Source organism: Micromonospora sp. NPDC049081, assembly GCF_040648835.1.
Lineage (GTDB): Bacteria > Actinomycetota > Actinomycetes > Mycobacteriales > Micromonosporaceae > Micromonospora > Micromonospora antibiotica.
In genome coordinates this window covers 287,772-311,845 of record NZ_JBEZEK010000005.1, presented here as the reverse complement: position 1 = coordinate 311,845, position 24,074 = coordinate 287,772, and the positions used below count along the sequence as shown (strand labels likewise).

At 71.6% G+C, this 24,074-nt stretch carries 20 protein-coding genes; 9 read left to right on the top strand and 11 right to left on the bottom strand.

Annotated features, from left to right (window positions below; translation table 11 throughout):
• Positions 1 to 216 precede the first annotated feature (216 nt).
• Positions 217 to 1,752, bottom strand: a complete 1,536-nt coding sequence (locus AB0B63_RS11510) for a hypothetical protein (protein WP_357017083.1) — start codon at positions 1,750 to 1,752, stop codon at positions 217 to 219.
• A 306-nt stretch (positions 1,753 to 2,058) separates the two neighbouring features.
• Here AB0B63_RS11510 and AB0B63_RS11505 point away from each other — a divergent pair, with 306 nt between their 5' ends.
• Positions 2,059 to 2,775 (top strand): hypothetical protein, encoded by a 717-nt coding sequence (locus tag AB0B63_RS11505; protein WP_357017080.1) that lies wholly within the window; start codon positions 2,059 to 2,061, stop codon positions 2,773 to 2,775.
• Here the strand turns inward: AB0B63_RS11505 and AB0B63_RS11500 are convergent.
• Complete coding sequence (locus AB0B63_RS11500) at positions 2,765 to 6,328, bottom strand: protein kinase (protein WP_357017077.1); 3,564 nt, start codon at positions 6,326 to 6,328, stop codon at positions 2,765 to 2,767. The two genes, AB0B63_RS11505 and AB0B63_RS11500, sit on opposite strands and share 11 nt — an antisense overlap.
• A 94-nt stretch (positions 6,329 to 6,422) precedes the next feature.
• Here AB0B63_RS11500 and AB0B63_RS11495 point away from each other — a divergent pair, with 94 nt between their 5' ends.
• Together AB0B63_RS11495 and AB0B63_RS11490 are read left to right on the top strand one after the other, a co-directional pair.
• On the top strand, positions 6,423 to 7,109 hold the full coding sequence (locus AB0B63_RS11495) for an SAVMC3_10250 family protein (RefSeq protein ID WP_357017074.1): 687 nt from the start codon (positions 6,423 to 6,425) through the stop codon (positions 7,107 to 7,109).
• A gap of 14 nt (positions 7,110 to 7,123) precedes the next feature.
• On the top strand, positions 7,124 to 8,506 hold the full coding sequence (locus tag AB0B63_RS11490; protein ID WP_357017071.1) for an FHA domain-containing serine/threonine-protein kinase: 1,383 nt from the start codon (positions 7,124 to 7,126) through the stop codon (positions 8,504 to 8,506).
• 50 nt (positions 8,507 to 8,556) lie between these two features.
• Here the strand turns inward: AB0B63_RS11490 and AB0B63_RS11485 are convergent, their stop codons facing one another.
• Positions 8,557 to 9,117 carry a carboxymuconolactone decarboxylase family protein gene (locus AB0B63_RS11485; RefSeq protein ID WP_357017068.1) on the bottom strand — a complete coding sequence of 187 codons (561 nt, stop codon included), beginning with the start codon at positions 9,115 to 9,117 and terminating at the stop codon, positions 8,557 to 8,559.
• A gap of 234 nt (positions 9,118 to 9,351) precedes the next feature.
• Between AB0B63_RS11485 and AB0B63_RS11480 the strand changes: the two genes are divergently transcribed.
• The 6 genes from AB0B63_RS11480 to AB0B63_RS11455 all read left to right on the top strand — a co-directional run bounded on the left by AB0B63_RS11480 (position 9,352) and on the right by AB0B63_RS11455 (position 14,450).
• A complete protein-coding gene (locus AB0B63_RS11480) occupies positions 9,352 to 10,203 on the top strand; it encodes a siderophore-interacting protein (protein ID WP_208565421.1) in 852 nt (283 codons plus the stop codon).
• Positions 10,204 to 10,267: 64 nt separating this feature from the next.
• Positions 10,268 to 11,206: an iron-siderophore ABC transporter substrate-binding protein gene (locus AB0B63_RS11475; protein ID WP_357017065.1), complete on the top strand. Its 939-nt coding sequence runs from the start codon at positions 10,268 to 10,270 to the stop codon at positions 11,204 to 11,206.
• Positions 11,203 to 12,252, top strand: coding sequence for an iron chelate uptake ABC transporter family permease subunit (locus tag AB0B63_RS11470; RefSeq protein WP_255597821.1), 1,050 nt, complete (start codon positions 11,203 to 11,205; stop codon positions 12,250 to 12,252). Before AB0B63_RS11475 ends, AB0B63_RS11470 begins: the two co-directional genes overlap by 4 nt.
• Positions 12,249 to 13,316 (top strand): iron chelate uptake ABC transporter family permease subunit, encoded by a 1,068-nt coding sequence (locus AB0B63_RS11465; protein WP_357017060.1) that lies wholly within the window; start codon positions 12,249 to 12,251, stop codon positions 13,314 to 13,316. Before AB0B63_RS11470 ends, AB0B63_RS11465 begins: the two co-directional genes overlap by 4 nt.
• The gene (locus tag AB0B63_RS11460; RefSeq protein WP_357017136.1) at positions 13,313 to 14,110 is read left to right on the top strand and encodes an ABC transporter ATP-binding protein; all 798 of its coding nucleotides are present in this window, start codon (positions 13,313 to 13,315) and stop codon (positions 14,108 to 14,110) included. The genes AB0B63_RS11465 and AB0B63_RS11460 overlap by 4 nt, the downstream gene beginning before the upstream one ends.
• Before the next feature lie 106 nt (positions 14,111 to 14,216).
• Entirely contained in the window at positions 14,217 to 14,450 is a 234-nt protein-coding gene (locus tag AB0B63_RS11455; protein ID WP_357017057.1) for a hypothetical protein, read from the top strand.
• Between the two features lie 14 nt (positions 14,451 to 14,464).
• Here the strand turns inward: AB0B63_RS11455 and AB0B63_RS11450 are convergent, their stop codons facing one another.
• From AB0B63_RS11450 to AB0B63_RS11415, 8 genes are all read right to left on the bottom strand, one after another.
• Entirely contained in the window at positions 14,465 to 15,667 is a 1,203-nt protein-coding gene (locus AB0B63_RS11450) for an FAD-dependent monooxygenase (protein ID WP_357017054.1), read from the bottom strand.
• 26 nt (positions 15,668 to 15,693) lie between these two features.
• Positions 15,694 to 17,646: a chorismate-binding protein gene (locus AB0B63_RS11445; RefSeq protein ID WP_357017051.1), complete on the bottom strand. Its 1,953-nt coding sequence runs from the start codon at positions 17,644 to 17,646 to the stop codon at positions 15,694 to 15,696.
• Positions 17,613 to 18,323 carry an isochorismatase family protein gene (locus AB0B63_RS11440; RefSeq protein WP_279632640.1) on the bottom strand — a complete coding sequence of 237 codons (711 nt, stop codon included), beginning with the start codon at positions 18,321 to 18,323 and terminating at the stop codon, positions 17,613 to 17,615. The genes AB0B63_RS11445 and AB0B63_RS11440 overlap by 34 nt, the downstream gene beginning before the upstream one ends.
• Before the next feature lie 24 nt (positions 18,324 to 18,347).
• A complete protein-coding gene (locus AB0B63_RS11435; protein WP_357017047.1) occupies positions 18,348 to 19,133 on the bottom strand; it encodes a 2,3-dihydro-2,3-dihydroxybenzoate dehydrogenase in 786 nt (261 codons plus the stop codon).
• 93 nt (positions 19,134 to 19,226) lie between these two features.
• On the bottom strand, positions 19,227 to 20,351 hold the full coding sequence (locus AB0B63_RS11430) for a glycosyltransferase (RefSeq protein ID WP_357017045.1): 1,125 nt from the start codon (positions 20,349 to 20,351) through the stop codon (positions 19,227 to 19,229).
• Positions 20,352 to 20,405: 54 nt separating this feature from the next.
• On the bottom strand, positions 20,406 to 21,527 hold the full coding sequence (locus AB0B63_RS11425; RefSeq protein ID WP_208565412.1) for an acyltransferase: 1,122 nt from the start codon (positions 21,525 to 21,527) through the stop codon (positions 20,406 to 20,408).
• 444 nt (positions 21,528 to 21,971) lie between these two features.
• The gene (locus tag AB0B63_RS11420; RefSeq protein WP_208565411.1) at positions 21,972 to 22,736 is read right to left on the bottom strand and encodes an SDR family oxidoreductase; all 765 of its coding nucleotides are present in this window, start codon (positions 22,734 to 22,736) and stop codon (positions 21,972 to 21,974) included.
• Positions 22,737 to 22,768: 32 nt separating this feature from the next.
• The gene (locus AB0B63_RS11415) at positions 22,769 to 23,638 is read right to left on the bottom strand and encodes a helix-turn-helix transcriptional regulator (RefSeq protein WP_357017041.1); all 870 of its coding nucleotides are present in this window, start codon (positions 23,636 to 23,638) and stop codon (positions 22,769 to 22,771) included.
• Positions 23,639 to 24,074: the final 436 nt, after the last annotated feature.

Here is a 24,074-nt window from a genome sequence, read left to right as displayed (position 1 = left end):
ACCGGCGGCGACCGGGTGGGCGTACCGGTCGGCGTCGCGCAGGACCAGCAGCCCGACGTACGCCAGCGAGGCGAAGCGGAAGACCGCGACGGGGCCCGACATAGGGGTACGGCGACAGGGGCGCCCTCCGGTTTCCGGCAGGACCCGGGCCGGGGCGGCCCGCCGCCCCGGCCCACCGCTCGGAGGAACGGCCCGACCGGGCGGTCCGGCCGACCGTCAGTCAGCGACCACGGTCAGGGTCAACGGACCGCCGGGAAGCGGGGTGCCGGCATTGTTCGGATAGCCCCACGAACTCGAGTTGCCGGCCTGGTCGTCCAGCGTGAACCCGATCGTGTACCGGCCCGGTTCCAACCGGCCGGTCGACACCGCCAGGTGGAGAAGACCGGTGCCGTCGTCGTGCTGCCCCCCGTACATGCCGCCCCGCGAAGCTCCGGTGCTGTCGTAGATCGTCGCGCTGGTCGACGAGATCGGAGCGAACTCGTCGACCTCGATCGTGACGTCGAAGCCGAGGCCCCAGGCGTCCGCGGTCTCCTGGGACGTCCAGGTCGCCTTGGGCAGCGTCGCCGAGAGCACCACCGGCGCCTTCTCGTCCGGCACCCGGGTGACGGTGAGGTCGAGTTCGGGAGCAGCGTAGGTGGTGCCGTAGAACGCGACGTTACCCGCGCCGTCGGTCAGCTTGATCCCGTCGATCCGGCAGGAGCTGGCCCAGCCCGCCGGCACCCGGATCTCCACCGAGGCCACGCCGTTCTCACCCAAGGTCGGGGTGTGTGACAGCTGGGAGCACCAGGACAGATCCACGTCGACGGCGGTCAGGCCACCAACCGCACCGTGCGGCGTGAAGCTGAGCGACGTCGTCGCCTGCCCCCGCCAGTTGTTCACCTGCGCCGGGACGAGCGCGAAGCCCGACGCGCTGACCACGTCGTTGCGGCTGACCTGGATCGGCTCGGGCCCCTGCGGCGAGGTGTCCGTCCGGGTGTTGCCCCAACTGTCGGTCAGGTCGAGCCGGGCCACCCGCCACGTGCCGGACGGTGAACCGGCCGGCACGACGATCGAGACGGGGCAGAACGCCCAGGTCGGCTCATAGACCGTCTCACCGTTGCACGACCACTGCGAACCGCTCTGGACGAGCTGGAACGTGGAGGTCAGCCGGGCACCTCCCGGGCCGGCGAGCGTGAGCTTGCCCTTCCTGAAGGCGGACTCGTCGACGACCTGCACCCGGTAGCGCAACGTCACCCCGGAACCGTCATCGTAGAAGCCGCTCGGCTGACCGAAGTCGAAGGAGAGTTGCTCCGCCACCGGCCCCTGGGAGTCGACGAGCTGGGTCACCGCCAACGCCGCCGGGCCCGGGTCGCGCACCGTACGGGCGTGGGCGACGTCGTCGGCGATGGTCACCTTGGTCACCCGCCAGACCGTCTCGGCCGCGACGGAGTAACGCGGCACCACGAACTCGTAGACGTAGGTGGACTGCTGGGCCGTTCCGGTGCCCCCGACCTGCGTACGACCCCCGAGCAGGTCGTAGGAGACCGTGTGGGGTTGGCCGACCTGCTCGTCTCCGGCGAACTGGCGCAGCTCGACCGCGCCGTTGACGCGCTGGGCCCTGGCCGCCCGGTCGGTGATCGTCCACGTCAGGTCGACCACGGCGTAGTCCTGGGTGACGTCGACCTGCGGCCGGGCGAAGGCGATCGACGTGATCTCCAGGACGGGCCCGGCGGCCGTTGCCGCCCCGCCCGCAGTGGTGATCGACAGGGCCACCGCGGCAGCTGCCACGGTGGCGGAAAGCGCGCGAAGGCGCCAAGACATCATCTGCTCTCCCCGTGCAAAAGAGATCCCTCGATGGATCACCCGCTGACAATAGCCAGGCCACACCATCCAGAAAGGACCGGGCGCACCCGTCGACCCGCGTTGATCCGCCCGGGTCGACGATCCGCGCGGCGCCGGTGGGCGGGCGGCTCACCGCGTACCCCGGTCAGCGTCCGGACGACAGCGCCGAACACATTCATGTGCGACACTGTCCGTCACGGTGCGACACCTGTCACACACCCAACGGAAGGGCAGGCGATGGCCACCGTTGCGGCACCATCAGTGCTGATCGGCGCGGTCGTGCGCGTCATGCGGGACCTGGCGGTCCACCCGCTCTCCCTGGAGATCGACAGCACCGGGGCACGCGTGCTGACCACCATGCACGCGAGCGCGCTGCGGACCCGCAGCCGGGGCCCGTACCGTCAGGACGACCTGCCGCCCGAGGCCCTGGCGATGATCGACTGGCTCAGCCTGCGACTGTCCGTCGATCCCCAGCGGGTCGACGTGACCATCGAGGGCGGCGGACCCTGGCCCCGCCTGCTGCTGGAGTTGCCCGCCAAGCGGGTCACCGTACGGTTCGTGGTGCCCGAGGACGTCCCACCCGTATACCAGCCGGACTCCAACAACGTCGGGTTGTCGGTGGACATCAAGATCGCCCTGGAGTTCCTCGCCGGTTCCCTGCGCGCCCTGGGCGGTCGGCTACGCGGCGAGCCACCGATCACCCTGACGCTGAGCTACCCCGACGATCCCCACTACGAACGCAACACCGCCGGCCTGCCGCAGGAGTTCCGGGATCTCGTCCCGCCGGTCATGGCCGACCTCGCGGTCGACCGCAGCCGGTTCTCCCGCAAGCAGCGCGCCGCCCACGACGACGCGCTGCGCGCGGCGGCGTACGACGACCAGCTGATGGAGCCCGTGGCGGGCGGTGGGCTCAGCACCCGGCTCGGCTCGGCCCGGTTGCGGGTCAGCCCGTGAAATCGTAATCCCAGTCCAGCTCCCACCGCCGGATCGCCGGTCGGTCGTCCATCGATACCAGGCTCCGGCCGTCCGCCGTGAACGCCACGGACGTCACCGGCTCCGGATGACCGTCGCACGTGTGCACGCGCCGCCCCGTCCGCACGTCCCAGATGCGCAGCGTACGGTCCGCGTCGGCGGTCACCGCGTGCCGCCCGTCCGGGCTGACGTCGAACACGTCCGCCTCGGAGGCGAGTTCGCACAGCACCCGCCCGGTCGCCGGCTCCCACACCGACACCACCCGCCCGTACGACCCGTCGTACGCGGGGACGAGCCCGACCCGTCCGTCCCGGCTCACCGCCACGGCGTCGCCCCGGCTCGGCAGGACGTACCGTTGGCGGCCGGTGTGCACGTCCCACGCGGTCAACTCACCCGCCGAGTTGACCAGGAGCTGCCGGCCGTCCGGGGTGAACCGCAGCGTTGTCCGGCCGAACCCGACGGGGACCGTGAGCACCGGGCTGCCGGTGCCCGTACGCCACAGCCGGCACGTCCGGTCCTCCGTGCCGGCCGACGCGGCGTACCGACCGTCGTCGCTGAGTCGGACCGCCCCCACCGGCCCCTGGTGTGCCACCATCGTGCGGCTCAGGTGGAACCGGTACAGGCTCCACAGGCACAGGTTCCCCTCGGCGTCACCGACGATCGCGTACCGCCCCGCACCGTCCAGGGCGACCGCCCGCACCACCCCGTGGTCGCCGTGCAGCTCCGCCTGCCGCCGGCCGGTCGTCAGGTCCCACAGGTGGGCGGTCCCGGCCCAGTCCGCGCTGACCGCGAGCCGGGCATCGGCGGAGAGCACGAGGGTGTGCGTATTGCCCACCCGCTCCACGAAGGTGTGCCGTTGCTGACCGGTCGGCAGCTCCCACACCCGGATCAGGCCGTCGGCGCCACCCGTCACCGCCAACTCCCCGTCGACACTGAGCGCCGGCTCCAGCCCGGCCACGAAGGTGAAGTTGCCGCCGCGCAGTTCGTAGCGCTGCCAGACGCCCAAAGGTACGGTCCGCCCGCCCGCCGTCCGCCCCAACCGCTCCCACCGGTCCCGCAGCTCCGGGTGACGCTCGAACCCGACCAGGTCGCGGGCGGCCCGTAGCTGCCCGGCGGCGTCGGCCGTCCGACCCTCCCGGACGAGCGCCTCCGCCCGGGCGATCCGTTGCCGGACCTGCTCCTCGGCCGCCAGCACCGCCCGCGCCGCCAGGGGCCGCTCGTAGCTCCACGGCGCCCGCAGGTCGGGGCGGGGCAACCGGTGGACGTGCAGCCCCCCGTACTCGTCCCCGATCACGGCCAGCGTTCCGTCGCCGCTGATCGCCACACAGGTGGGCGAGAGCAGACCGGCCAGTTCCGGTGGCAGCCCGTCGGTACGCGTGGCGACGGTACGCAGGCACCGACCGGAATCCGTCTCCCAGATCCGTGCCGGTTGGTTGGCACTGCCGAACCCGATGGAGGCCGCCCGTTCGCCGTCGCCGCTGAGCACGATCGTCGAGTGCCGGTTCAGGGTGCTCGGCACCGGACCCCGAACCCGGTTGGGTCGGGTCTCCCACAGGTGCGCCACCCGTGTCTGGTGCCCGATCAGCAGGGCGTACCTGCCGGACCCGCCCAACGCAACCTGGTTTACCCCGGTCATCCGCATGTCGGCGGACTTGACCAGGCGGTGCAGCCACCGTCCGGTGTCGACCTCCCAGACCACCACACTGCCGTCCGAGGGCGCCGCCGACACCGCGACCGCGCCGTCCTCGCTCAGGCCCAGCACGGTGACCGCCGCAGGGCTCTCCTGGATCTCCGGCAGGATCCGGCCCGCCGCGTCCAGGTTCTGGTGGGTGCTCGGCGGGTGCTCCAGGGTGCGCCGCAGCCGCCCGTCAGCCGTGTCCCGTACCTCGATCCGACCGTTGTCGTACCCGATGGCGGCCGTGCCCGAGGTGGTGAGCGCCAGTGCGGTCACCGCCGCCCGCTGGTCGGACGGCACCCGGACACACCTGTCCCGCGCCAGGTCCCAGCACTCGACCGGGCCTCCCTTGCGGGCGACGAGCGCGGCCCGGCCGTCCCGGTCGACCGTCAGGACCGTGACCTCGGCACCGGTCCCGTCCGCACCGAGTTCGGTGCCCACCGGCTGCCCGGTCAGCGACCACGTCCGGAGGCTGCCGTCCCTGCCGCCGGTGACCGCCACCCGACCGTTCCCGTCGACGGCGACGGTGGTCACCCGGCCCCGGTGGCCGGGCAGCCGCTGCGACCCGGGCTGCGTCCCGCGCCTCGCCAGGGCGGCGGTCACCTCGGTGATCTCGGGGCCGGCGGGCGCGGCGGCCAGCAGCGGCCGGGCCGCCGCGTCGTCACCCCGTTCGGCGTGTACGAACCCCAGCAGGTGGTCGGCCCGCCAGTTCTCCCCGGCGATCTCCCGTGCCGCCAGCAGCTCCGCCAGCACCTGTTCGTCGGTGATCCGGCCCTGCCGCCACCGGTACAGCGCCCAGTTGTAGACCGCACCAGGATGGTGCGGGTCGGTGTCGACGGCGGAGCGCCACAGCTGTTCCGACTCCGCCGGCCGGTCGAGGTCGAGTAGCGAGAGCGCCTGGTTGGACAGGCTGCCGGCGAGCAGGCCGGCCGCCGACGGCCGCACCCGTGGATAGCGGACGCCCAGCGCGTCCGCGTACACCCCGGCGACCTCGGTGGCCAGGTCGGCGAGGCGGCGGGGGCGGGTCGACGGGTCGACGTCGAAGCACCGCCGGAGCAGGTCGACGATCCCCGGCGGCATCGGCTGCGCCGCCGGCAAGGTCTCCCCCGCCGCCAGGTATTCGGCGAAGGTCTCCCGTGCCGCCTGACCGTAACGGCAGGGACGGTGACCGGCGAACATCTCCCACACGCACAGCGCCCACGACCAGACGTCGGTGGCCCGGGTGAGGGTCACCCGCGCACCGGCCGCCGCCTCGGCCTGCTCGGGCGAGCAGTAGGCGGGGGTCATGCCGCCGAAACTCGCGCCCAGGCTGACGTCCGCCGCGGCACCGGTGGCCCCGTCCACGGCGGCGCGGGCACCGGCCAGCCCGAAGTCGGTGACCTTCGCGGTCCAGGTGCCGTCGAGGCCGACCATGATGTTCGCGGGTTTGACGTCCTGGTGGATGAGGCCCTGCTGGTGGGCGTGGTCGATGCCCCACGCCGACTGCACCGCGAGGTCGAGCGCCCGGGCGAGGAACCCGCCGTCCGGCTCCTCGTGCAGTCGCCCGGCCCGGACCACCTGGTCCAACGATCCACCGGCGACCCACTCGGCGAACACGCAGGGCAGCCCGTCGACCCGGCGCACGTACGCGCAGCTGACCACGTGGGGGTGCAGGCCCAGCCCGACCCAGGTGCCCGCCTCGGCTTCGAAGCGGGCACGCTGCGCCTCGGTGGTCAGTTGCTCGGGGCGCGGCACCTTGACGGCGAGGTCGGTGTCCCAGCCCGGGTGCCGGACCCGGTAGACCAGACCCATGCCACCGGCGAGGGGCTCGTCGAGCACTTCGTAGAGGCCCAGAATCCGGTCCCCGGGACGCCACCGCATGGTTCGAGCCTGGCACCCCCCGACACACGGGACAACCATCGGTTGGTCGCGGACGGTAACCTCGGTGGTCGGGCCGCGTCGTCAGGGAGTGACCGTGAGTTTTCGTTACTACCTCTACGTCAGCGACGCCAAGGTGGACATGCTGCTGTCCCAGATCGACCCGGGTCACCAGCGCAGGCGGGCCGCCGAGTTCAGCGTGAACCTCACCGTCGTCGGGGTGAAACGTAGCGTCGAGAACCCGGGCACCGACCGGTTGGCCCGCCTGGAGCGGGTTACCCGCTACCTGGACGAGCACGCCGACGTCGGTTCCGTGGACGAGCCGGGGCAGTTCTTCCGGGGGTTGCTGCCGATGCGGTGGGGCATCGTCCCGACCACTGGTGAGCTGTCGCTCGTCTACTTCGGTGGCCGCACCGACGACACCGTCGTCGGCCTCGGCGGGTCACCGTTCCACCTCGTCGGCGCGGCCCCGGCGGCCGAGTCCACCGGGCGTGGGCCCCTGGGATCGTCCACGATGCCGGCGCTGCTCGCCGGGCTCGTCGACGACGAGGCCGCACCGGTGCCGGGCACTGCGCACGACGCGGCGGACGAGCCGGACGCGGCCGAGGTGGCGGCGCTGGCCTCGGTGCACCAGGCCGGCACCCGCCTGCGGGGGCCCACGCAGAACGTCGAGTTCCTCGCCAAGCGGCTGCTCCACGGGCCCAGCCCGTACCCGGAACTCGACGGGCGGCCCGGCATGACCGTGCTGCTGGGCAGCCCGCTGTACGTGGCGCTGGTCGACTGACCGGGCGGCCGGGCGTGGGCACCGACGACCCCGGGGCCGGGCGACCCGCCGGGGCGGTGCCGGTCCCCCCGCCCGTCACGGTGACCGTGCAGGCCGGGTCCGCCGTCGACACGTACGTCTTCCACCGCCGCACGACGGTCGTGGTGGGGCGGGCCGCCGACTGCGGGATCCGGGTCGACGACGAGCAGCGGCTGGTCTCCCGCCGGCACTGCCAACTCGACATCGACCCTCCCCACGTGCGGATACGCGACCTCGGCAGTCGGCACGGCACCCACCTCAACGGCCGCCCGGTCGACGGCGGGCAGCACCTGTCGGCCGGTGACGAGGTACGGGTCGGGCGCGCGACGTTACGCGTCACCCTGCCCGACGACGGGACTCGGGAAGCCGCCGCCGGACCGGAGGACACCGGGGCCACCCCCACCGGGGCCACGCCGACCACCCCGGACACCGGGCCCCCCGGTCCGGATCGGGGACGGGCCCTGCCGGCGCTGGTGACGGCTGCGGCGGTCGGGGCCCCCGGCCTCGACGACTTCACCGACCACCGGGTGCTGCGGGAGATCGGCCGGGGCGGTCACAGCGTCGTCTACCTGGCCCGCCACGAGCCGTCCGGCCGGCTCGTGGCCCTGAAGACGCTGCTCGCCGACCGGGCGGTGGACCCCGCCGCGCGGGACGCCTTCCGCCGCGAGATCGCGTGTGTCCGGGGGCTGCGGCACCGCAACGTGGTCGCCCTGCACAGCAGCGGCGCGGCCGATGCCGCCTTCTTCTTCACCTGCGAATACTGCCCGGGCGGCAGTGTCGCCGAGTTCGTGGCCCGGCGTGGTGGCCGGCTCCCGGTCGAAGAGGCGCTGCCGATCACGCTCGACGCGTTGGACGCACTGGCCTACGCCCACCGGGCGGAGCTTGCGGTCGTGCTGGCCGACGGCCGGACCCAGACCGCCCACGGCCTGGTGCACCGGGACGTCACCCCGCACAATCTGCTGCTCACCACCGGGGCCGGAGGTGAGGTCGTCACCAAGGTTGCCGACTTCGGGCTGGCGAAGGCGTTCGAGAAGGCGGGCCTGTCCGGGCACACCGGGACCGGTGCGATCGGCGGCAGCCTCGCCTTCCAGCCCCGCGCCCAACTCATCGACTACCGGTACGCCCGCCCGGAGGTGGACCTGTGGGCGGTCACCGCCTGTCTGTACTGGATGCTGACGGGGACGACGCCCCGGGATTTCCCCGCCGGGGCCGACCCGGTCGCGGTGGTCCTGCGGACCCGGCCGGTGCCCGTCCGGCAGCGGGACGGGGCTGTTCCGGCGAGGCTGGCCGACGTGATCGACGAGATGCTCGTCGACCAACCCCGGGTGGCCGCGACGACGGCCGCCGCACTCGCCGACGCGCTCCGGCAGGCCCGGTGACGGCGTGCCGCGCCGACGCCCGCCGACCTGCCGGTGCCCGCCGGGGTCGGTCACTCGTGGATGACCTCCTGTTGCAGTACCCCGAGGTAGCCGTGGGCGGCGATCCGCTGCGCGCGGTCGGTGTAGAAGTCCGGGTCGTCCGGCAGGACGGTGGCCAACCCGTCGACGTAGCGGTTGAACATGCAGAACGCGGCGGCGATCAGCACGGTGTCGTGGATCTCCACGTCGGTGGCGCCCTCGGCCCGGGCGGCGGCCACCAGCTCGCCGGTGACCTCCCGACCACCGCGTTGCACCGCGCCGGCCACGTCGAGCAGCGCGCGCATCTTGGCCGACACCGGGGCGCTGTCGACGTCGTCGTGCACCTGCTGGACCAGGGGCATGCCCTCGGGGAGTTGCGCCGCCGCGTACGCCGCGTGGGCGGAGTAGCAGTAGCGGCACTCGTTGAGGCCGGACACATAGGCTGCGATGAGTTCCCTTTCGCCCCGGGTCAACGTGCCCGGTGCACACAGCAGCGCCTCGACCAGCCCGTTCAGTGGCAACGCCGTCTCCGGCCGGAAGCGGAACAGGCCACGGATTCCGGGTTCGTTGGTATTTAACGTGATGTGTGGCATGCGAGCTCCTTCGCCGACGCAATGAAAGCCCGGACTTCCTGACCCGGGCCGGCGTCAGATTGGATCATCGCCATGGTCACCGTCAATGTTCTGCGCATTCTTCCTGGTCCGGTGGCCGGTTCCCGGGAACGCCGCCGCCGGGGGTGACCCGGGCACGAGCCGGGTGGGGCCCTGATCACCCGCCGGGTCCGGGGCGGTGAGCTGCCCGGACGGGGCACGCTAACCTCTGCCGGCATGTCAGCATTCGGCAACTCGCCCAACGTCCTGTTCGCGACGACCGTGACGGCGACCCGGCGAGTGTCGCCCGGGTTCGTCCGGGTGACGCTCGGCGACGAGCGGTTGCGGGAGATGGCGCCGTACCAGCTCGACCAGCGCATCAAGATCATGCTGCCGGTCGACGGTGGTTATCCGACCGCGCTGCGGGCGGGGCTGCCCGAGCAGACGTGGCGACGCGAGTGGCGGTCCGTTCCCGGCGAGGTGCGCCCGAGGCTGCGCAGCTACACCGCGTACCGGACCCGGCCGGCGACGGGCGAGCTGGACCTGGACTTCTACCTGCACCAGCCGCACGGCCCGGCGAGCGGCTGGGCGGCGACGGCCCGGCCGGGCGACCGGCTGCTCCTGTCGGGCCCGCACGTGGGGGCCGGCCAACCCGGGTACGGCGTGCAGTGGGAGCCGGGGCCGGCGACCCGGGTGCTGATCGCCGCGGACGAGACGGCGTACCCGGCGGTGCGCGGCATCCTGTCCGGTCTCGGCCCGGGGGTGCGGGCGACGGTCCTGCTGGAGGCCGGCGTCGCGGCGGACGCCGCCACCCTCGACGAGGTGACCGCCGGCCACACGGTCGAGGTCCGGTTGCGTCGCGGGGCACCGGGCGGGACGGTCCTCACCGCCATGGTGGGCGACTGGTTGGCCGAGTACGGGCCGGCGGCGGCATCGTCGGGGGCGCAGTTCTACGCCTGGACAGCTACGGAGAGTAGCAGGATTGCGCAGGTGCGCAGGCTCTTCACCGAGGCGCGCGTCGATCCACAGCAGGTCCACACACAGGGCTATTGGCACGACCGCCCGGCCCGCGACGAGGTGGATGATTAGGTAATGCTAACCTAAAAATGTTAGTGGACAATCACTGTAAGTAGCCAGACGGGAACCTCGCACCATGCGTACGCCGACCCCTCGAACACTCCGCCGACGCCTCCTCGCCCTCACCGTCGCCTCGGCGGCGGTGCTCGCCGTGGCCGCCTGCGGCTCCGACGACTCCGAGCCGGCGGGCAGCGTCGGCGACACCAGGACCGTCGAGCACGCGCGCGGCAAGACCGCCGTGCCGAACAAGCCGACCCGGGTCGTCGTCCTCGAACCGGTCCAACTCGACACCGCCATCGCGTTGCAGCTCACCCCGGTCGGCGCGGCCGTGCTCAACGAGGCCGCCGGCGTGCCCAAGTACCTCGGCGACAAGGCCGCCGGCATCACCACCGTCGGCACCGTCCAGGAACCCAACGTGCAGAAGATCGCGGCCCTCAAGCCCGACCTGATCATCGGCACCGAATCCCGGCACTCCGCCCTCTACCAGCAGCTCACCGACGTCGCCCCGACCGTGTTCATGGCGTCCCAGGCCGACCCGTGGCAGGACAACGTGAAGTTCACCGCCACCACGCTCGGCGGTGCGGACTCCGCCGACAAGCTGCTCACCGACTTCCGGCAGCGGTGCGCGGACATCGCCGAGAAGTTCGGCACCGCCGGCAAGAGCGCGCAGCTCATCCGCCCCCGCGACGGCGTCCTCACCCTCTACGGCCCCACCTCGTTCGCCGGCAGCGCACTGGAGTGCGTCGGCTTCAAGACCCCCGAGCGCGACTGGGAGAACTCCATCTCGGTCGACGTCTCCCCGGAACGGGTGCTGGAAGCCAAGGCCGACCACGTCTTCGTCACCACCGTCGACGTCAACGACCGCAGCACCATCCCCGCCTCGGTCACCGCCAACGCCGCCGCCTTCCCCCGCCTGCACCTCGTCGACCAGTCCTTCTGGATCACCGGGGTCGGCACGGTCGGTGGGCAGGCCGTCCTCGACGACCTCGAACGCATCCTCACCGCGTCGAGTTGACCGCCACCACACCCGCCCGCGCGGTACGGCCGACCACCGGCCGTGCCGCGCGTCGGCGTACCACCCGGCGGTGGCTGGTCGGGGCGGTCGTCGTACTCGTGGGGTCGGTGGTGTTGTCGGTCTTCGTGGGCGCGAACCCGGTGCCCCCGGCGGACGTCTGGGCGGCGCTGCGGGGCGCCGGCAGCGACACCGCGCAGTACGTCGTCTGGGGGCAGCGCCTGCCGCGCACCCTCGCCGGGCTACTCGTCGGAGCCGGCCTCGGGGTCGCGGGCGCGCTGATGCAGGCGTTCACCCGCAACGCGCTCGCCGAACCGGGCATCCTCGGCGTCAACGCCGGTGCCGCCGCGTTCGTCGCCGCCGGCATCGCCTTCTTCGGGATCACCTCGCCGGCCGGCTACATGTGGCTCGCCCTGCTCGGCGCGCTCCTGGTCGCCACCGCCGTGTACGCCGTCGGCGGCGCCGCCGACCTGCGGGCCACCCCCACCCGGCTGCTGGTGACCGGGGTGGCGACCGGTGCCGTGCTCGCCGGCCTGACCACCGGGATCACCCTCACCCACCCCGACACCTTCGACCGGATGCGCGGCTGGAACGCCGGCAGCCTGCTCGAACGTGACACCGCAGTGCTGCTGCCGGTGCTCCCGCTGATCGTGGCCGGGCTGCTCGCCGCGCTGGTCGCGGCCCGCAGCCTCAACGCGCTCGCGCTCGGCCCCGACCTGGCCGCCGCCCAGGGCGTCAGCCTGGTCCGGACCCGGCTGCTCGTGCTCGGTGCGGTCACCCTGCTCGCCGGTGGGGCCAGCGCCATCGCCGGCCCCATCTCGTTCGTCGGGCTCGTGGTGCCGCACCTGGTGCGTTGGGGCGTCGGCACCGACCAGCGCCGGATCCTCGCCGGGTCCCTGCTGGCCGGCGGGATGCTGGTGCTGCTGGCCGACGTGCTCGGCCGGATCGCCGTGCTGCCCAGCGAGATGCCGGTCGGCATCGTCACCGCGTTCGTCGGTGCTCCGGTGCTGATCGCGCTGGCCCGACGCCGACGGGCGACCGCGCTGTGAACCGGCCGGTCCGCCGCACCGCCGGGGGTCGCCGGCTGCTGCTCGGCACCGACCACCGGCACGTGACCGTCGGCGTACGCGAAGCCGCCGTCTGCGCCGCCGCCGCGCTCGTCGTCGCGGCGCTGGCGGTGCTCGGCCTCTGGCTGGGCGACTTCCCGCTGCGCCTCGACGAGGTGCTCGGCGTGCTCGGCGGCCGGATCGACGGGCTGACCCGCACCGTCGTGCTGGAGTGGCGGCTGCCCCGCATCGCCGCGGCCGTCGCCTTCGGCGCGGCGCTCGGCGTCGCCGGGGCGATCTTCCAGACCATCACCCGCAACCCGCTGGCCAGCCCGGACATCATCGGCCTGGCGAACGGCTCGTTCACCGGCATGCTGACCGCCCTGCTGCTGCTCGGCGGCGGCTGGCACCTGCTGATGCTCGGCTCACTCGCCGGTGGCCTGCTGGCGGCGCTGGCGATCTACCTGCTCGCCTACCGGGACGGGCTCTCCGGGTTCCGGTTCATCGTCGTCGGGGTGGGCGTCTCCTCGATGCTCGCCGCCACCAACACCTGGCTGCTGCTGCGCGCCGACCTGGAGACGGCGCTGTTCGCCGCCGCCTGGGGCGCCGGCTCCCTCAACACCGCCACCGCCGACGTGGTCTGGCCGGCCGCCGCGATCATCCTGGTGCTGCTGGCCGTCACCCCACTGTGGGCGGCGGCCCTGGCCCAACTGGAACTGGGCGACGACGTCGCCGCCGCCAGCGGAGTCGCGGTCGACCGCAACCGCGCCGTCCTCGTGGTCATCGCGGTCGCCCTGGTCAGTGCGGTCACCACCGTCGCCGGCCCGATCTCCTTCGTCGCCCTGGCCGCCCCGCAGATCGCCCGCCGGCTCGTCCGGGCACCGGGCCTGCCACTCGCCGCCACCGCCGTGGTCGGGGCGTTGCTGCTGCTCGGCGCCGACCTGATCGCCCAACACGTGATCCCGCTGACCGTGCCGGTGGGGGTCGTCACGGTCACCCTCGGCGGCGCGTACCTGCTCTGGCTGCTCGTCCACGAGATCAGGAGGACCCGATGGTCGACCAGCTGACCGCGCGGCTGCGAGCCGAGAACGTCACCCTCCGGTACGACCAGCGGACCGTCAGCGCCGACCTGTCGTTCGCCGTGCCCGACGGCTCGTTCACCGTGCTCATCGGGCCCAACGCGTGCGGCAAGTCGACGCTCCTGCGCGCCCTCTCCGGGCTGCTCCGCCCCGCCGAGGGTCGGGTCACGCTCGACGGATCGGACCTGGTCACCCTGCCGGCGAAGGAACGCGCCCGGCGGCTGGCGCTGCTGCCGCAGACCATGTCCGCGCCCGAGGGGATCACCGTCCGCGAGCTGGTCGGCCGGGGCCGCTACGCCCACCAACGGGTGCTGCGCCGCTTCTCCCACGCCGACGAGGAGGCCGTCGAGTCGGCGCTCGACTGCACCGGCACCACCGAGCTGGCCGACCGGCGGGTCGACGAACTCTCCGGCGGGCAACGGCAACGGGCCTGGATCGCCATGGTGCTCGCCCAGGAGACGCCCCTCGTCCTGCTCGACGAGCCCACCACCTACCTGGACGTGGCACACCAGATCGACGTGCTCAACGTGCTGCACCGCCTGGTCACCCGGGGACGCACCGTGGTGGCCGTGCTGCACGACCTCAACCACGCCGCCCGGTACGCCACCCACCTGGTCGCAATGCGCGACGGCCGGATCGTGGCCGAGGGGCACCCGGCGTCGACCGTCGGTGCCGGGCTCGTCGCCGAGGTGTTCGGGATGCCGAACCAGGTGGTCCCCGACCCGGTCACCGGAGCGCCGATGGTCGTACCGGCCGACACCCGGGAGCCGGCCGCCGGCTGAGCCGTCGGCTGACAGCGCCGCCGGGCTCCCGCCCCGGTCCCACCCCACCCCGTCCCGGCACGTCCGCTCCCATGCGAGGCGAAGGCCCCGTTGCTGGCAGCCGCGGATGATCTTCTATCTGGGCATGGCCACCGTGCCGCGCGAACCCTCGACGGCGCAGGAGTGCGACAAAGCCGCCCCGTCCGACAAGAAGACCAGAGTCGTCGAACCACGGGCCGGCCTCTGGCTCTGCACACGTACGGACGACGACGCTCTCGCCCTGGTCGAGATTCGCACCGTCACCTTCGACCCGCGATCGTCCGGGTTCCAAGCCGATCTCTGGCTGACACTGTGGCGGTGACCGCCGGGTGCCGGTCACGGCGGTGCGGGTGACGCCTCCTGCGCGCCCAACCGGAAACCGTGCACCCAGGACACCGCCTCCATGAGATCGTCGGCGGTCATCGACTTCAGCATCGCGTCCCGTGTCCGCGCCCGGACGCCGGCAGGGTGGTACAGCTCATCGCCCAACCACCGCGCCGCCTCCTGCGCGCGGGAGGTGCGCTCCCGGCGTACCTCGTTGAAGTGCAGGAGGCGGCCCGGGATCTCGTCGGGGTCGCACCTCAGCGACCGGGCGAGGACGACGGAGTCCTCCAACGCCAGCGCGGCGCCCTGGGCGGCGTACTGCAGCATCGGGTGGGCGGCGTCGCCGATCAGGACGACCCGCCCCTGCACCCACCGCGCCACCGGCGGCCGGTCGCACAGCACCCACCTGCGCCACTGCCGGCCGAGGTGCAGCAGCCGGCGTGCCTGCCCTCCCGCCTCCGGGAAGGCGGCCGGTACGAGGTGCTGGTCGACGGGTTCACCACTGACCGCCCGGGTGGCGCCGCCGTCACGAACTGCGGCGATGTTCAGCTCCCGCCCACCCGCTATCGGGTAGGAGACCAGGTGCCAACCCTCGCCCGCCCAGAGGGACACCGCGTTCCACCGCAGTTCGGCGGGGACGGAGCTGGTCGGGACCACGGAGCGGAAGATGGTGTGCCCGGTGACCCGGGGCTCACCGTCACCGACGAGCTGGTGCCGCACCCGGGAGCGGATCCCGTCCGCACCGATCAGGACGTCGCCCACCACCTGTTCACCGGAGGCCAGCTCGCAGACGACCGACTCGTCGGAGGTGCGGTACCCGACCACGGGGCTGTCGGCTCTGAGCCGGATCCGTTCCTCGGCGCGGCACGCGGCCAGCAGCGGCGCGTACAGATCACCCCGATGGACCACGGCGTACGGGTTACCGAATCGTCGCCGGTAGTCGGCCCCCACCGGCAGAGTCACCAGTCGTTCCCCGGACCGGCCGTCTCTGAGGACCAGTTCGTCGATGTAGACCGCCCGCGACCGCACCTGATCGCACACACCGAGCAGGTCGAGTGCGTGGAAGGCGTTCGGGGCCAGTTGAATTCCGGCTCCGAGCTCGGCGAACTGGGCGTTGCGCTCGAAGACCTCTATCCGGTGCCGGCCCTGGCGGGACAGCCCGAGGGCCACGGCGAGCCCGCTGATGCCGCCACCGGCGACGAGAATTGTGGACACGGTGCCCCTCGGCGATGAATTCGGTGTCATCCGCGTGATGTGTCGACGGCGGCCAGTTCGTGCACGGATCCGGACAGCACGGACGTGGCCATCTCGGCCAATATGGAGGTGCCGTCCGTGCTGAGCACCGACTCAGGATGGAACTGCACCGACCGGAAGTGTGAACCGACGAACCCGTGCACCTCACCGGTCCGCGGGTCCCGGCTCACCGCCACCGGCCCCACCCCGGCCGGCCACAGATGGTCGTCGGCGCTGCGGACGGCGAAGGTGTTGTAGAACCCGACCCGGACCCGCCGGCCGAAGAACTCGATGTCCCGCTGGACGCCCTGGTTGGGTCGTCTGCGTCGCACCAGGTCGAGCCCGAGAAGCGAACCGAGGACCTGATGGCTGAGACAGACCGCCAGGAACGGCGTACCGGCGTGCAGCAGGTCCCGGATGCGGGTGTGCAGACGGTCGATCCGTACGTCGTCGCGGTTGTTCGGGTCGCCCGGGCCCGGCCCCATGACGACCAGGTCGGCCTCTTCCCGGGGGAACGGCTCCGTGGCCCCGCACAGGGTCACCTGTAGCCCGAACTCGCGCAACTGATGGGCCAGCATGGCGGTGAACGAGTCCTCCGCGTCCACGATCACCGCCCGCCGTCCCGCGAGCTGCGCGACCTGCGGCACCCCGGTGCGCCCGTCCCGGTCATCGAACCAGAAACGCGCCAGGTCGGTGTTGCGCGCCGCCAACGCCGCCTGTACCGCGGGGTGACCCGCGAGGCTCGACCTGGCGGACGCCGTACGGTCGGGCCCCGGGGCCACGCCGAGTCCACGCAACACACCCTGCGCCTTGGCGTGCGTTTCGAGAACTTCCAGCCTCGGGTCGGAGTCACGCACCAGCGTCGCACCGACCGTGATCCGTAGTCGGCTGTCCACGATCTCGACGGTACGCAGCAGGATCGCCGAATCCAGTGAGCGACCGCCGTTGACGTCCCGGCTGAACAGTGCCGCCACGCCGCTGTAGTAGCCCCGCCCGTCGGGTTCGTAACGCCTGATCACCCGGCAGGCGTTCGCTACCGGACTGCCCGTCACGGTCGGCGCGAACATCGTCTCGCGGAGGGCGTCCCGCACGTCGAGTGACGTCGACCCCTCGATCAGGTACTCGGTGTGGGCCAGGTTGCCCATCTCCTTCAGGAAGGGACCCACCACCCGCCCGCCCCGGTCGGTGACCCGGGCCATCGTCTTCAACTCCTCGTCCAGGACCATGTACAGCTCCCCGGTCTCCTTGCGGTCGGCCAGGAAGTCGAGCACCTCGGACACCGCCGGTCCACCGGGCCGGTAACGCAGGGTCCCGCTGATCGGGTTCATCATCGCGGTGCCGTCGAAGAGACTGAGGTGTCGCTCCGGTGTCGCGCCGACGAACGTGCGGGAGCCGGTGTGGATGACGAACGTCCAGTACGTGCCACGCTCGTCGGCCAGCAGCCGGTTGAACACCGTGAGCGCGGTCTGGACGGGCGAGCTGCGCAACGGCGCGGTGAGTGTGCGTTTAATGACGAAATTGGCACCCGTGCCGTGTCCGATCTCGTTCACGAGCACCCGGTGCACGATCTCCGCGTACTCGTCGTCCCCGATGTCGAACTGCGGGGTGCCGAGGTCTATCACGCCGTCGGGCAGCAACCTCGACGTGGCCGCCACCGAACCGACCGCCTGCTCACGGATGGTCATCGCGACCAGCGGGGCACCGTCGTCGTGGCACTCGAACCCGGTCTCGGTGAGCTGCCGGTACGGCACCATGGCCAACAGGTCGTGCCGGGGCTGTCCTGGCCCCGTCAACCGGGGCAACGGCAGGTCGGCCAGCGTACGCACGCACCCGACGTCACCGACCAGCAGCTCGACCCGGCCACCCACGGCCTCCGGCCGATGCAACAGGGCGAACGCCGGCGGCTCCGCCCCCAGCACCTGATCCATCAACCGGGCGAAACGTCCATCGTCGAACGGCATAGCTCCCCCTCGATAGGGTTGACGGATTCTGCGGGCACCGACCGCTGGCCCAGCTCGGCGAGGACGGCCTCGGTGGAGAGCACGACGGCGCACCGGTCGGCCGCGTACCGCAGGGCCATCCGGTGGTGTTCAGCCGAGAAGTCGGCCACCGCATCGCCGACGAGAAACGTCTCGATGTCGTGGGAGTACGCCTCGACCGCTGTCATCAGGCATCCGACGTGCGCGTACACCCCGCACACCAGCAGTTGGTCCCGCCCGACGTCGCGGAGGTGATCCAGTAGTGCGGTGCGGTGGAAGGCGCTGTAGCGCCACTTCGTCAAGACGGTGTCGCGCTCACCCGGGGCCAGTTCGTCGCTGATCTGCCGGTCCTGTGCGGTGGCGGTCATGCCGGGGCCCCAGAAATCCCGCAGCAGTCCGCGCTGGACCTGCGTCATGTCCCCGGGCTGCGCGGTGTAGACGACAGGCACCGCGAGCTGTCGGCAACGTCGCAGCAGCGCTGCGGTGTTCGCGATCAGTGCCCCGCCGGGCTGACCCGAGGCCGGCAACGACCTCAGGAAGTAGCGCTGCATGTCGTGCACCAGCAGCACGGCACGGCGCGGATCGGGCCGCCAGCCGGCCGTGTTGACGGGTAGTTCGCAGGGGTCCGGCATCGCGTACGGCGTAGTGGTGGTGTCCAAGTTCATCTCCCTGGTCCGGACGGGTCAACGCCCGAGGGCGGCGCCACCGTCGACGTAGAAGTCGTGCATCGTGACGTTGGCCGCCTGGTCGGACAGCAGGAACATCACGGCGTTGGTGACGTCGGCGACGGTCGTGAGGCGGCCGAGCGGGATGCCCACGCGGTACTCGGTCGGGACACCGGCGACGGACACGGACGTTCCGTCACCACCGCCCCACAGTCCCCGCAGCATCGCCGTGTCGGTGGAGCCCGGGGCGACCACGTTGCAGCGAATGCCGCTGCTGGCCAGTTCGAGCCCGAGCGTCTTGGTGTAGGCGGTCGCCGCCGCCTTCGATGCGGCGTAGGCGGACATCCGCACCCTGGGTACTCCGGCCGCGTTCGAGGCCACGGTCACGATGCTGCCCCGTCGGCGCGGCGTCATCCGCCTGGCGACGGCCGTCGACATGAGGAAGACGCCGCGGGCGTTGACCGCGAGGGTGTCGTCCCAGTCCCGCTCGGTCAGCTCGACCGCGGTCGCCGCCCGCAGCACCCCGGCACAGTTCACCAGGAAGGCGACGGGGCCCAGTCGCTCCTCCACTGCGGCCACCGTGTCCTCGACCTCGACGGCGGAGCGGACGTCGGCGGTGAATCGCGTGACGGTGCCGGGCGCGTCGTCGTGGGCACCGAAGAGCGCCGACAGGCGGTCACCGTCGACGTCGAGGGCCGCCACCGAGGCACCGGCCCGGCAGAGGGCGGAGACGACAGCCTCCCCGATACCGCCGGCCGCACCCGTGACGATGGCGACTTGACCTCGGAACTGATCCTCATACATGAGGGCTGGTCCTCCAGAGTGGGTCGATTCCACGGCGGAACGGACGGGACGCCGTCGCCTCTGACCGGGCCGGCGGGACGGTGTCGGGGTGCCTCAGCACAACTTCTCCACCACGTCCACGACGTCGGCCGCTGACGGCATGGTCATGATCTCCTGGGACAACACCGCCGCACGTTCTCGGTGGATCGGCTGGTGGAGCAGTTGGTCGACCCCGGCCGCGATCGCCTCGGCGGTGTCCTCGCCCGGCAGGAGCATGACGGCCGCACCGGAGTCGGCGAGACGACGCGACGGTGCCAGGAGTTTGGGCATGTTCGGTATCAGCAGCTGCGGCACGGCGCACGCCATGCCGGTCAGGGCCGTGCCGCCGCCACCGTGGTGCACCAGCACATCGCAGTTGCGGGCCACCACGTCGAGCGGCAACCAGCCGGCCCGCACACCGAGCCGCTGCGACAGCTCGTCGCTGACCGCTGCCGGCGTCGCCACGACGACCTCGGCCCCGACCGTCTTCACCTTGCCGACGAGGTCGACCAGGTAGTCGAAGAAGTTGCCGCGGGCGACCTTCGTGCCGGCTGTCACCACGATGCGGCGTTGCTCGCCCCGGACGTACATCCACGGCTCCAGTGGGCGCTGCATGTTCGTCGGGGCGAACCGCATCGGCTGGGCCGGGCCGGCGTCGGCCGGACGCAGGCTCGGCGGGCAGATGTCGATCCAGAGGTCGGCAACGGGAAGCCGGTCCAGGCCGAGGCGCTCCAGCTCCGGGCGTAGTTCCCGTTCGGCGGCCGAATCCACGACAGGTGGTTCACCGGTGTCCCAGGAGTGCCGCACGTAGGGAACGCCCAACCTGCTGGCGAGCAGCGGCGCCGCGAAGGTGAGCATGCCGCCCACCACGACGTCCGGTCGCCATTGCGCAGCGAAGTCGAGCAGCGGGTCGATGCAGGCCGCCGCCAACCGGCCGAAGGCATGACCGATGTAGATCATGTGAGCCTCCGGATCGGTCGGTTCCGTGATCGCAGCGCCGGAGCGATCGGTGGTGATGTGGTGGCGGATGGGAACCGGTGAGACGCAGAGGCCCGGCAGGCCGGCCCCGACGATGGCGGGCAGCGTCTCCTCCGTCGAGGCGACGATCACCTCGTGACCGGCGTTGCGCGCGGCGGTGGCCAGCGGCGTCAGCGGAAAGACCGTGGCCGGGCTCCCACCCGTGACGAACAAGAAGCGCATGACGATTCCTCACGTTTGGTTGACGGGGATGAGCGGGGATGCCAGGCGGATCGGCTACGACGGTTCGACCCGGACGGCGGCGTCGGTCTCGATGCGCTTGCCCTGCGGCGGGCGGCCCCACCGGCGCATCGCAGGTGACTCGACGAGGCGGTGGAGAAGAACGGCCAGGCCGAGGCTGAGCAGGAAGGCGAGGGCGACGAAGAGCAGGCCGGCACCCCGTCCGAGTTCACGGTCGAAGCCGATGCCCGCCCGCAGGACGATCAGGACGATCTCGTGCACCAGGTAGAACGCGAACGACGCCTCCCCGAGCCGACGCATGACCGGGCTGCTCAGCCACGACCGGCCCGCGCGGTCGTCGCCCACCGCCAGTGCGGGCACCAGCAGCGCCAACGGCACGATGAGGACCGCGTTGACGGTGTACGTCATCGGGACGATGAGGCCGACCAGGTAACCGACGACGGTCAGCGCGAAGGCGACGCCCCGCCCCGGGCCAACCCACCGACCGGTCAGCACGATCCTCGCCATCAGCATCCCGAGTACGAAGTCCAGGAGCCGCACCGGCGGAAAGGCGTAGAGGAACCACATCTGGTCGACGGACTGGTCGGCCAGCACGGTGCCGGCGAAGCCCTCCGGGAACCGCGGTGACGCCGGCAGCAGCGACCCGAGCACGGGCAACGCGATCACCGTACCGGCGACGCCGGCCGCACACGCCCACAACTGCCCGGCCCTGATCCGGGCGAGCCGGGGCAGCAGCAGGGGGAACATCGCATAGAAGAACAACTCGCAGGACAGCGACCAACTGGGGCCGTTCACACTGAGAAAGACGTCCGGCTTCGGCACCCATGCCTGCAACAGCAGCAGATTGAGCAGCGCGGTGGACCACGGTGTGGAGGCAGCGGCGAAGACGAGCATCGCCAGCCCGAAGGTGACCGCGTGGTTGGGATAGATCTTGACCAGCCGTCGCCGGAGGAACCCACGGTACGTGTCGTCGGGCCGGGCGGACCAGGTGAGGACGAAGCCGCTGAGGAGAAAGAAGAAGGAGACGCCGACGGTGGCGGCGCTCTTGGTCGCAGAGGTGAGCGCACCGGAGACACCGGTGCCGTCGGCGAACAGCCGCAGTGTCGCCACGTGAAACAGGAACACCATCGAGGCGGCGACGAATCGCGCGCCGGTCAACGATTCGAGTCGACCACCGCCTGGCCGCGCAGCACCACTAGTCAACGGATCTCCTCAGTGAACGCCGAAGTGAGGACCGACCGACCACAATCGGTCTCTTCCGGCCGACCCGGTCGGGGCACGGACTCGACCATGCTTCGACGCGGTTGGCTGTACAGGGCGTACGACCCCGGCGGGCCGCATCAGGCGGCCGGCGCGCGGGGCAGGCGGCAACAGTGCCGACGGTCAGCCGCGCTGGTATTCCAGAATCGTGATGAACTCGAGCTGCCGGCGACCGGGGGCGATCGGTGGGCGGCTCACGGGTAAGGCTGCCAGACCGTCGCCGACCGGTACAGGCGCGCATCTGACCATTGCCGGTCGTGGCCGGATGCGGACATTCTCACCATGCCGCGGGCGACAGCCGCACGATCGGGGCGCCGCGCCCACTGCCTGGCGACTCCCGGTTCAGAGCGAGGTCCCGCCGGCGACCTCGATGCGCTGACCGGTGATCCAGCGTGCGGCATCGGACGCCAGAAAGGCGACCACGTCGGCGACGTCGTCCACCTGACCGATCCGGCCGAGCGCGGCCTTCGACGCCAGCTCCGCCGCCGTTCCCGGCTGCCGCAGCCGGTCACCGTGGAACTCCGTGTCGATGAGGCCGGGAGCGACGCTGTTCACCGTGATCCCACGTGGACCGAGCTGCTCGGCCAGTGCCTGACTGAAGACCTCGAGTGCCCCCTTGCTCATCGCATAACCGACGATCTCGGGGTGCGCCACCCGGGTGGCCAGCGAGGAGATGTTGACGATCCGACCCCCGTCGCGCATCAGGGGAAGGGCCCGCTGCGCCAGGAACACCGGGAGACACACGTTGATCGCGAACACCCGGTCGAGCTGTTCCGGGACGAGTTTGGCGACATCCGCCCGGCAGCCCACCCCGGCGTTGTTGACCAGCACGTCGAGCGTGGTGTCGCCGGTGTGGTGTCGGAGACCCGCTGCCAGTCCGTCGAGGAGCACGTCCAGACCCGAGTCGTCGGCGAAGTCGGCACGGACGGCGAACGCCGTCCCACCCCGGGCACGTATCAGGTCCACCGTCTCCGCAGCCATCGCGTCGTCGCGACGGTAGTGGACGGCGACCACGGTCGACGCGGTTGCGAGCCGTACGGCGATGGTCCGGCCGATCCCGCGACTGGCGCCGGTGACGAGCACAGCGCGCGTGGTACCTCTGTCCATGTCTGCTCCCCAGAGCTGTCGTCGACGATCGGTTACGACGGAAAGTCCAACAGGCCCTCGATGCGGCCGGCCACCACTCCGGCCTCGAAGCGGCTGCTGGTGCCCAGCCTCCGCAGCAGCGCGGAGACGAGCCGCCGCAGGGTGCGGGCCGACAGTTGCAGCTCACGGGCGATCGCGGTGTCTGGCCGGCCACGTGCCCACAGCCGCAGGATCATCAGTTGCTGCTCCGTCAGGCGCAACGGGCTGTCGACGAGGTCGGTGGAGGTGTACCGGACGATCGGGTCCCGATCGTCGGGTGCGACGCCCGGCGTCATGGCCGTGGGGCTTTCCGTGGTGGTACTCCAGCAGAACTCGAAGACGCGTCGCAGCAGCGCGACGACAGTTTCCTGTCGTACGAGCAGGTGGCCGGAAATCCTATTGCCCGGGCCGGTCGGCCAGATCAGGGCAAGATCGTCGTCGACGACCAGGAAACGGAACGGAACGAGCTGTGTGCTGCGCACCTGCACGCTGACCGAAGCCATTTTCTGCAATGGTCCCGCGATCCGTGCGGCGCCGACGGAGGCATTCTGTCGGATCACTCGGATCACCAGACCGGCGTCGATGCCCGTACGGTGGCGATTCACGGCGTCGGTGACAATCTGCTGGGCCGGTGCCGGCGGATCCATCCACATCATCTCACCGGCGGCGTGAACCGCAGCGTTCTTGAGCAGCTCTTCCATCCGCGACCAGCTCGCCACCTCTTCTATACCGGTGGCGCCCGCCGTGACCGGCCATCCACATGTCGCCAGGGCCGCGACCTTCGCCCGGACCGACCGGATCGCAGCCGCCGCCCCGACCTGCGCCTCTTCGTGCCGTTCCAGCAGGTCCAGCAGGGCCTCCAAAGGACGTCGATCGTCCTTCACGGTGAGAGGGCACATCGAGCCACCTCTTCCTCGTTCCATTGTCCGCCCGGGGCCACGGCCGCTACGGGCCACAAATTGGTCTACATGAGTCGCTGCAACTTTGACAAGCTGTCGTCAACGGCTGGAGGACACCGCCGAGAAGAGTCGGTACGGTGCAGTTGGCGAAGAACTCCGCCGCATCAGGCAATCCACTCGGGCCATGATCGAAATCACCTTGCCCGAAGCACGTCGATGTTCAACAGCCACCCGGGACCCGGCTGTCCGGCAGTGACGCCGACCAATCGCCGTTGACCGAACCCGCACTGGTCCCACGCACCCCGGCGAGGGCGCACCGGGTGTCGGGACCACCGGAGCCACGGCGGACGTCGGGCCACGCCAGATCGACTTACCTCGATCACGTGACCCGCGACGAGAACGGGTGCGAAACAGCCCCACC

Coding starts and splice junctions, on each gene's coding strand:
- AB0B63_RS11505 (WP_357017080.1), top strand. CDS start 2,059: ATGGCCACCGTTGCGGCACCATCAGTGCTGATCGGCGCGGTCGTGCGC.
- AB0B63_RS11500 (WP_357017077.1), bottom strand. CDS start 6,328: ATGCGGTGGCGTCCCGGGGACCGGATTCTGGGCCTCTACGAAGTGCTC.
- AB0B63_RS11485 (WP_357017068.1), bottom strand. CDS start 9,117: ATGCCACACATCACGTTAAATACCAACGAACCCGGAATCCGTGGCCTG.
- AB0B63_RS11480 (WP_208565421.1), top strand. CDS start 9,352: ATGTCAGCATTCGGCAACTCGCCCAACGTCCTGTTCGCGACGACCGTG.
- AB0B63_RS11475 (WP_357017065.1), top strand. CDS start 10,268: ATGCGTACGCCGACCCCTCGAACACTCCGCCGACGCCTCCTCGCCCTC.
- AB0B63_RS11455 (WP_357017057.1), top strand. CDS start 14,217: ATGATCTTCTATCTGGGCATGGCCACCGTGCCGCGCGAACCCTCGACG.
- AB0B63_RS11445 (WP_357017051.1), bottom strand. CDS start 17,646: ATGCCGTTCGACGATGGACGTTTCGCCCGGTTGATGGATCAGGTGCTG.
- AB0B63_RS11435 (WP_357017047.1), bottom strand. CDS start 19,133: ATGTATGAGGATCAGTTCCGAGGTCAAGTCGCCATCGTCACGGGTGCG.
- AB0B63_RS11430 (WP_357017045.1), bottom strand. CDS start 20,351: ATGCGCTTCTTGTTCGTCACGGGTGGGAGCCCGGCCACGGTCTTTCCG.
- AB0B63_RS11420 (WP_208565411.1), bottom strand. CDS start 22,736: ATGGACAGAGGTACCACGCGCGCTGTGCTCGTCACCGGCGCCAGTCGC.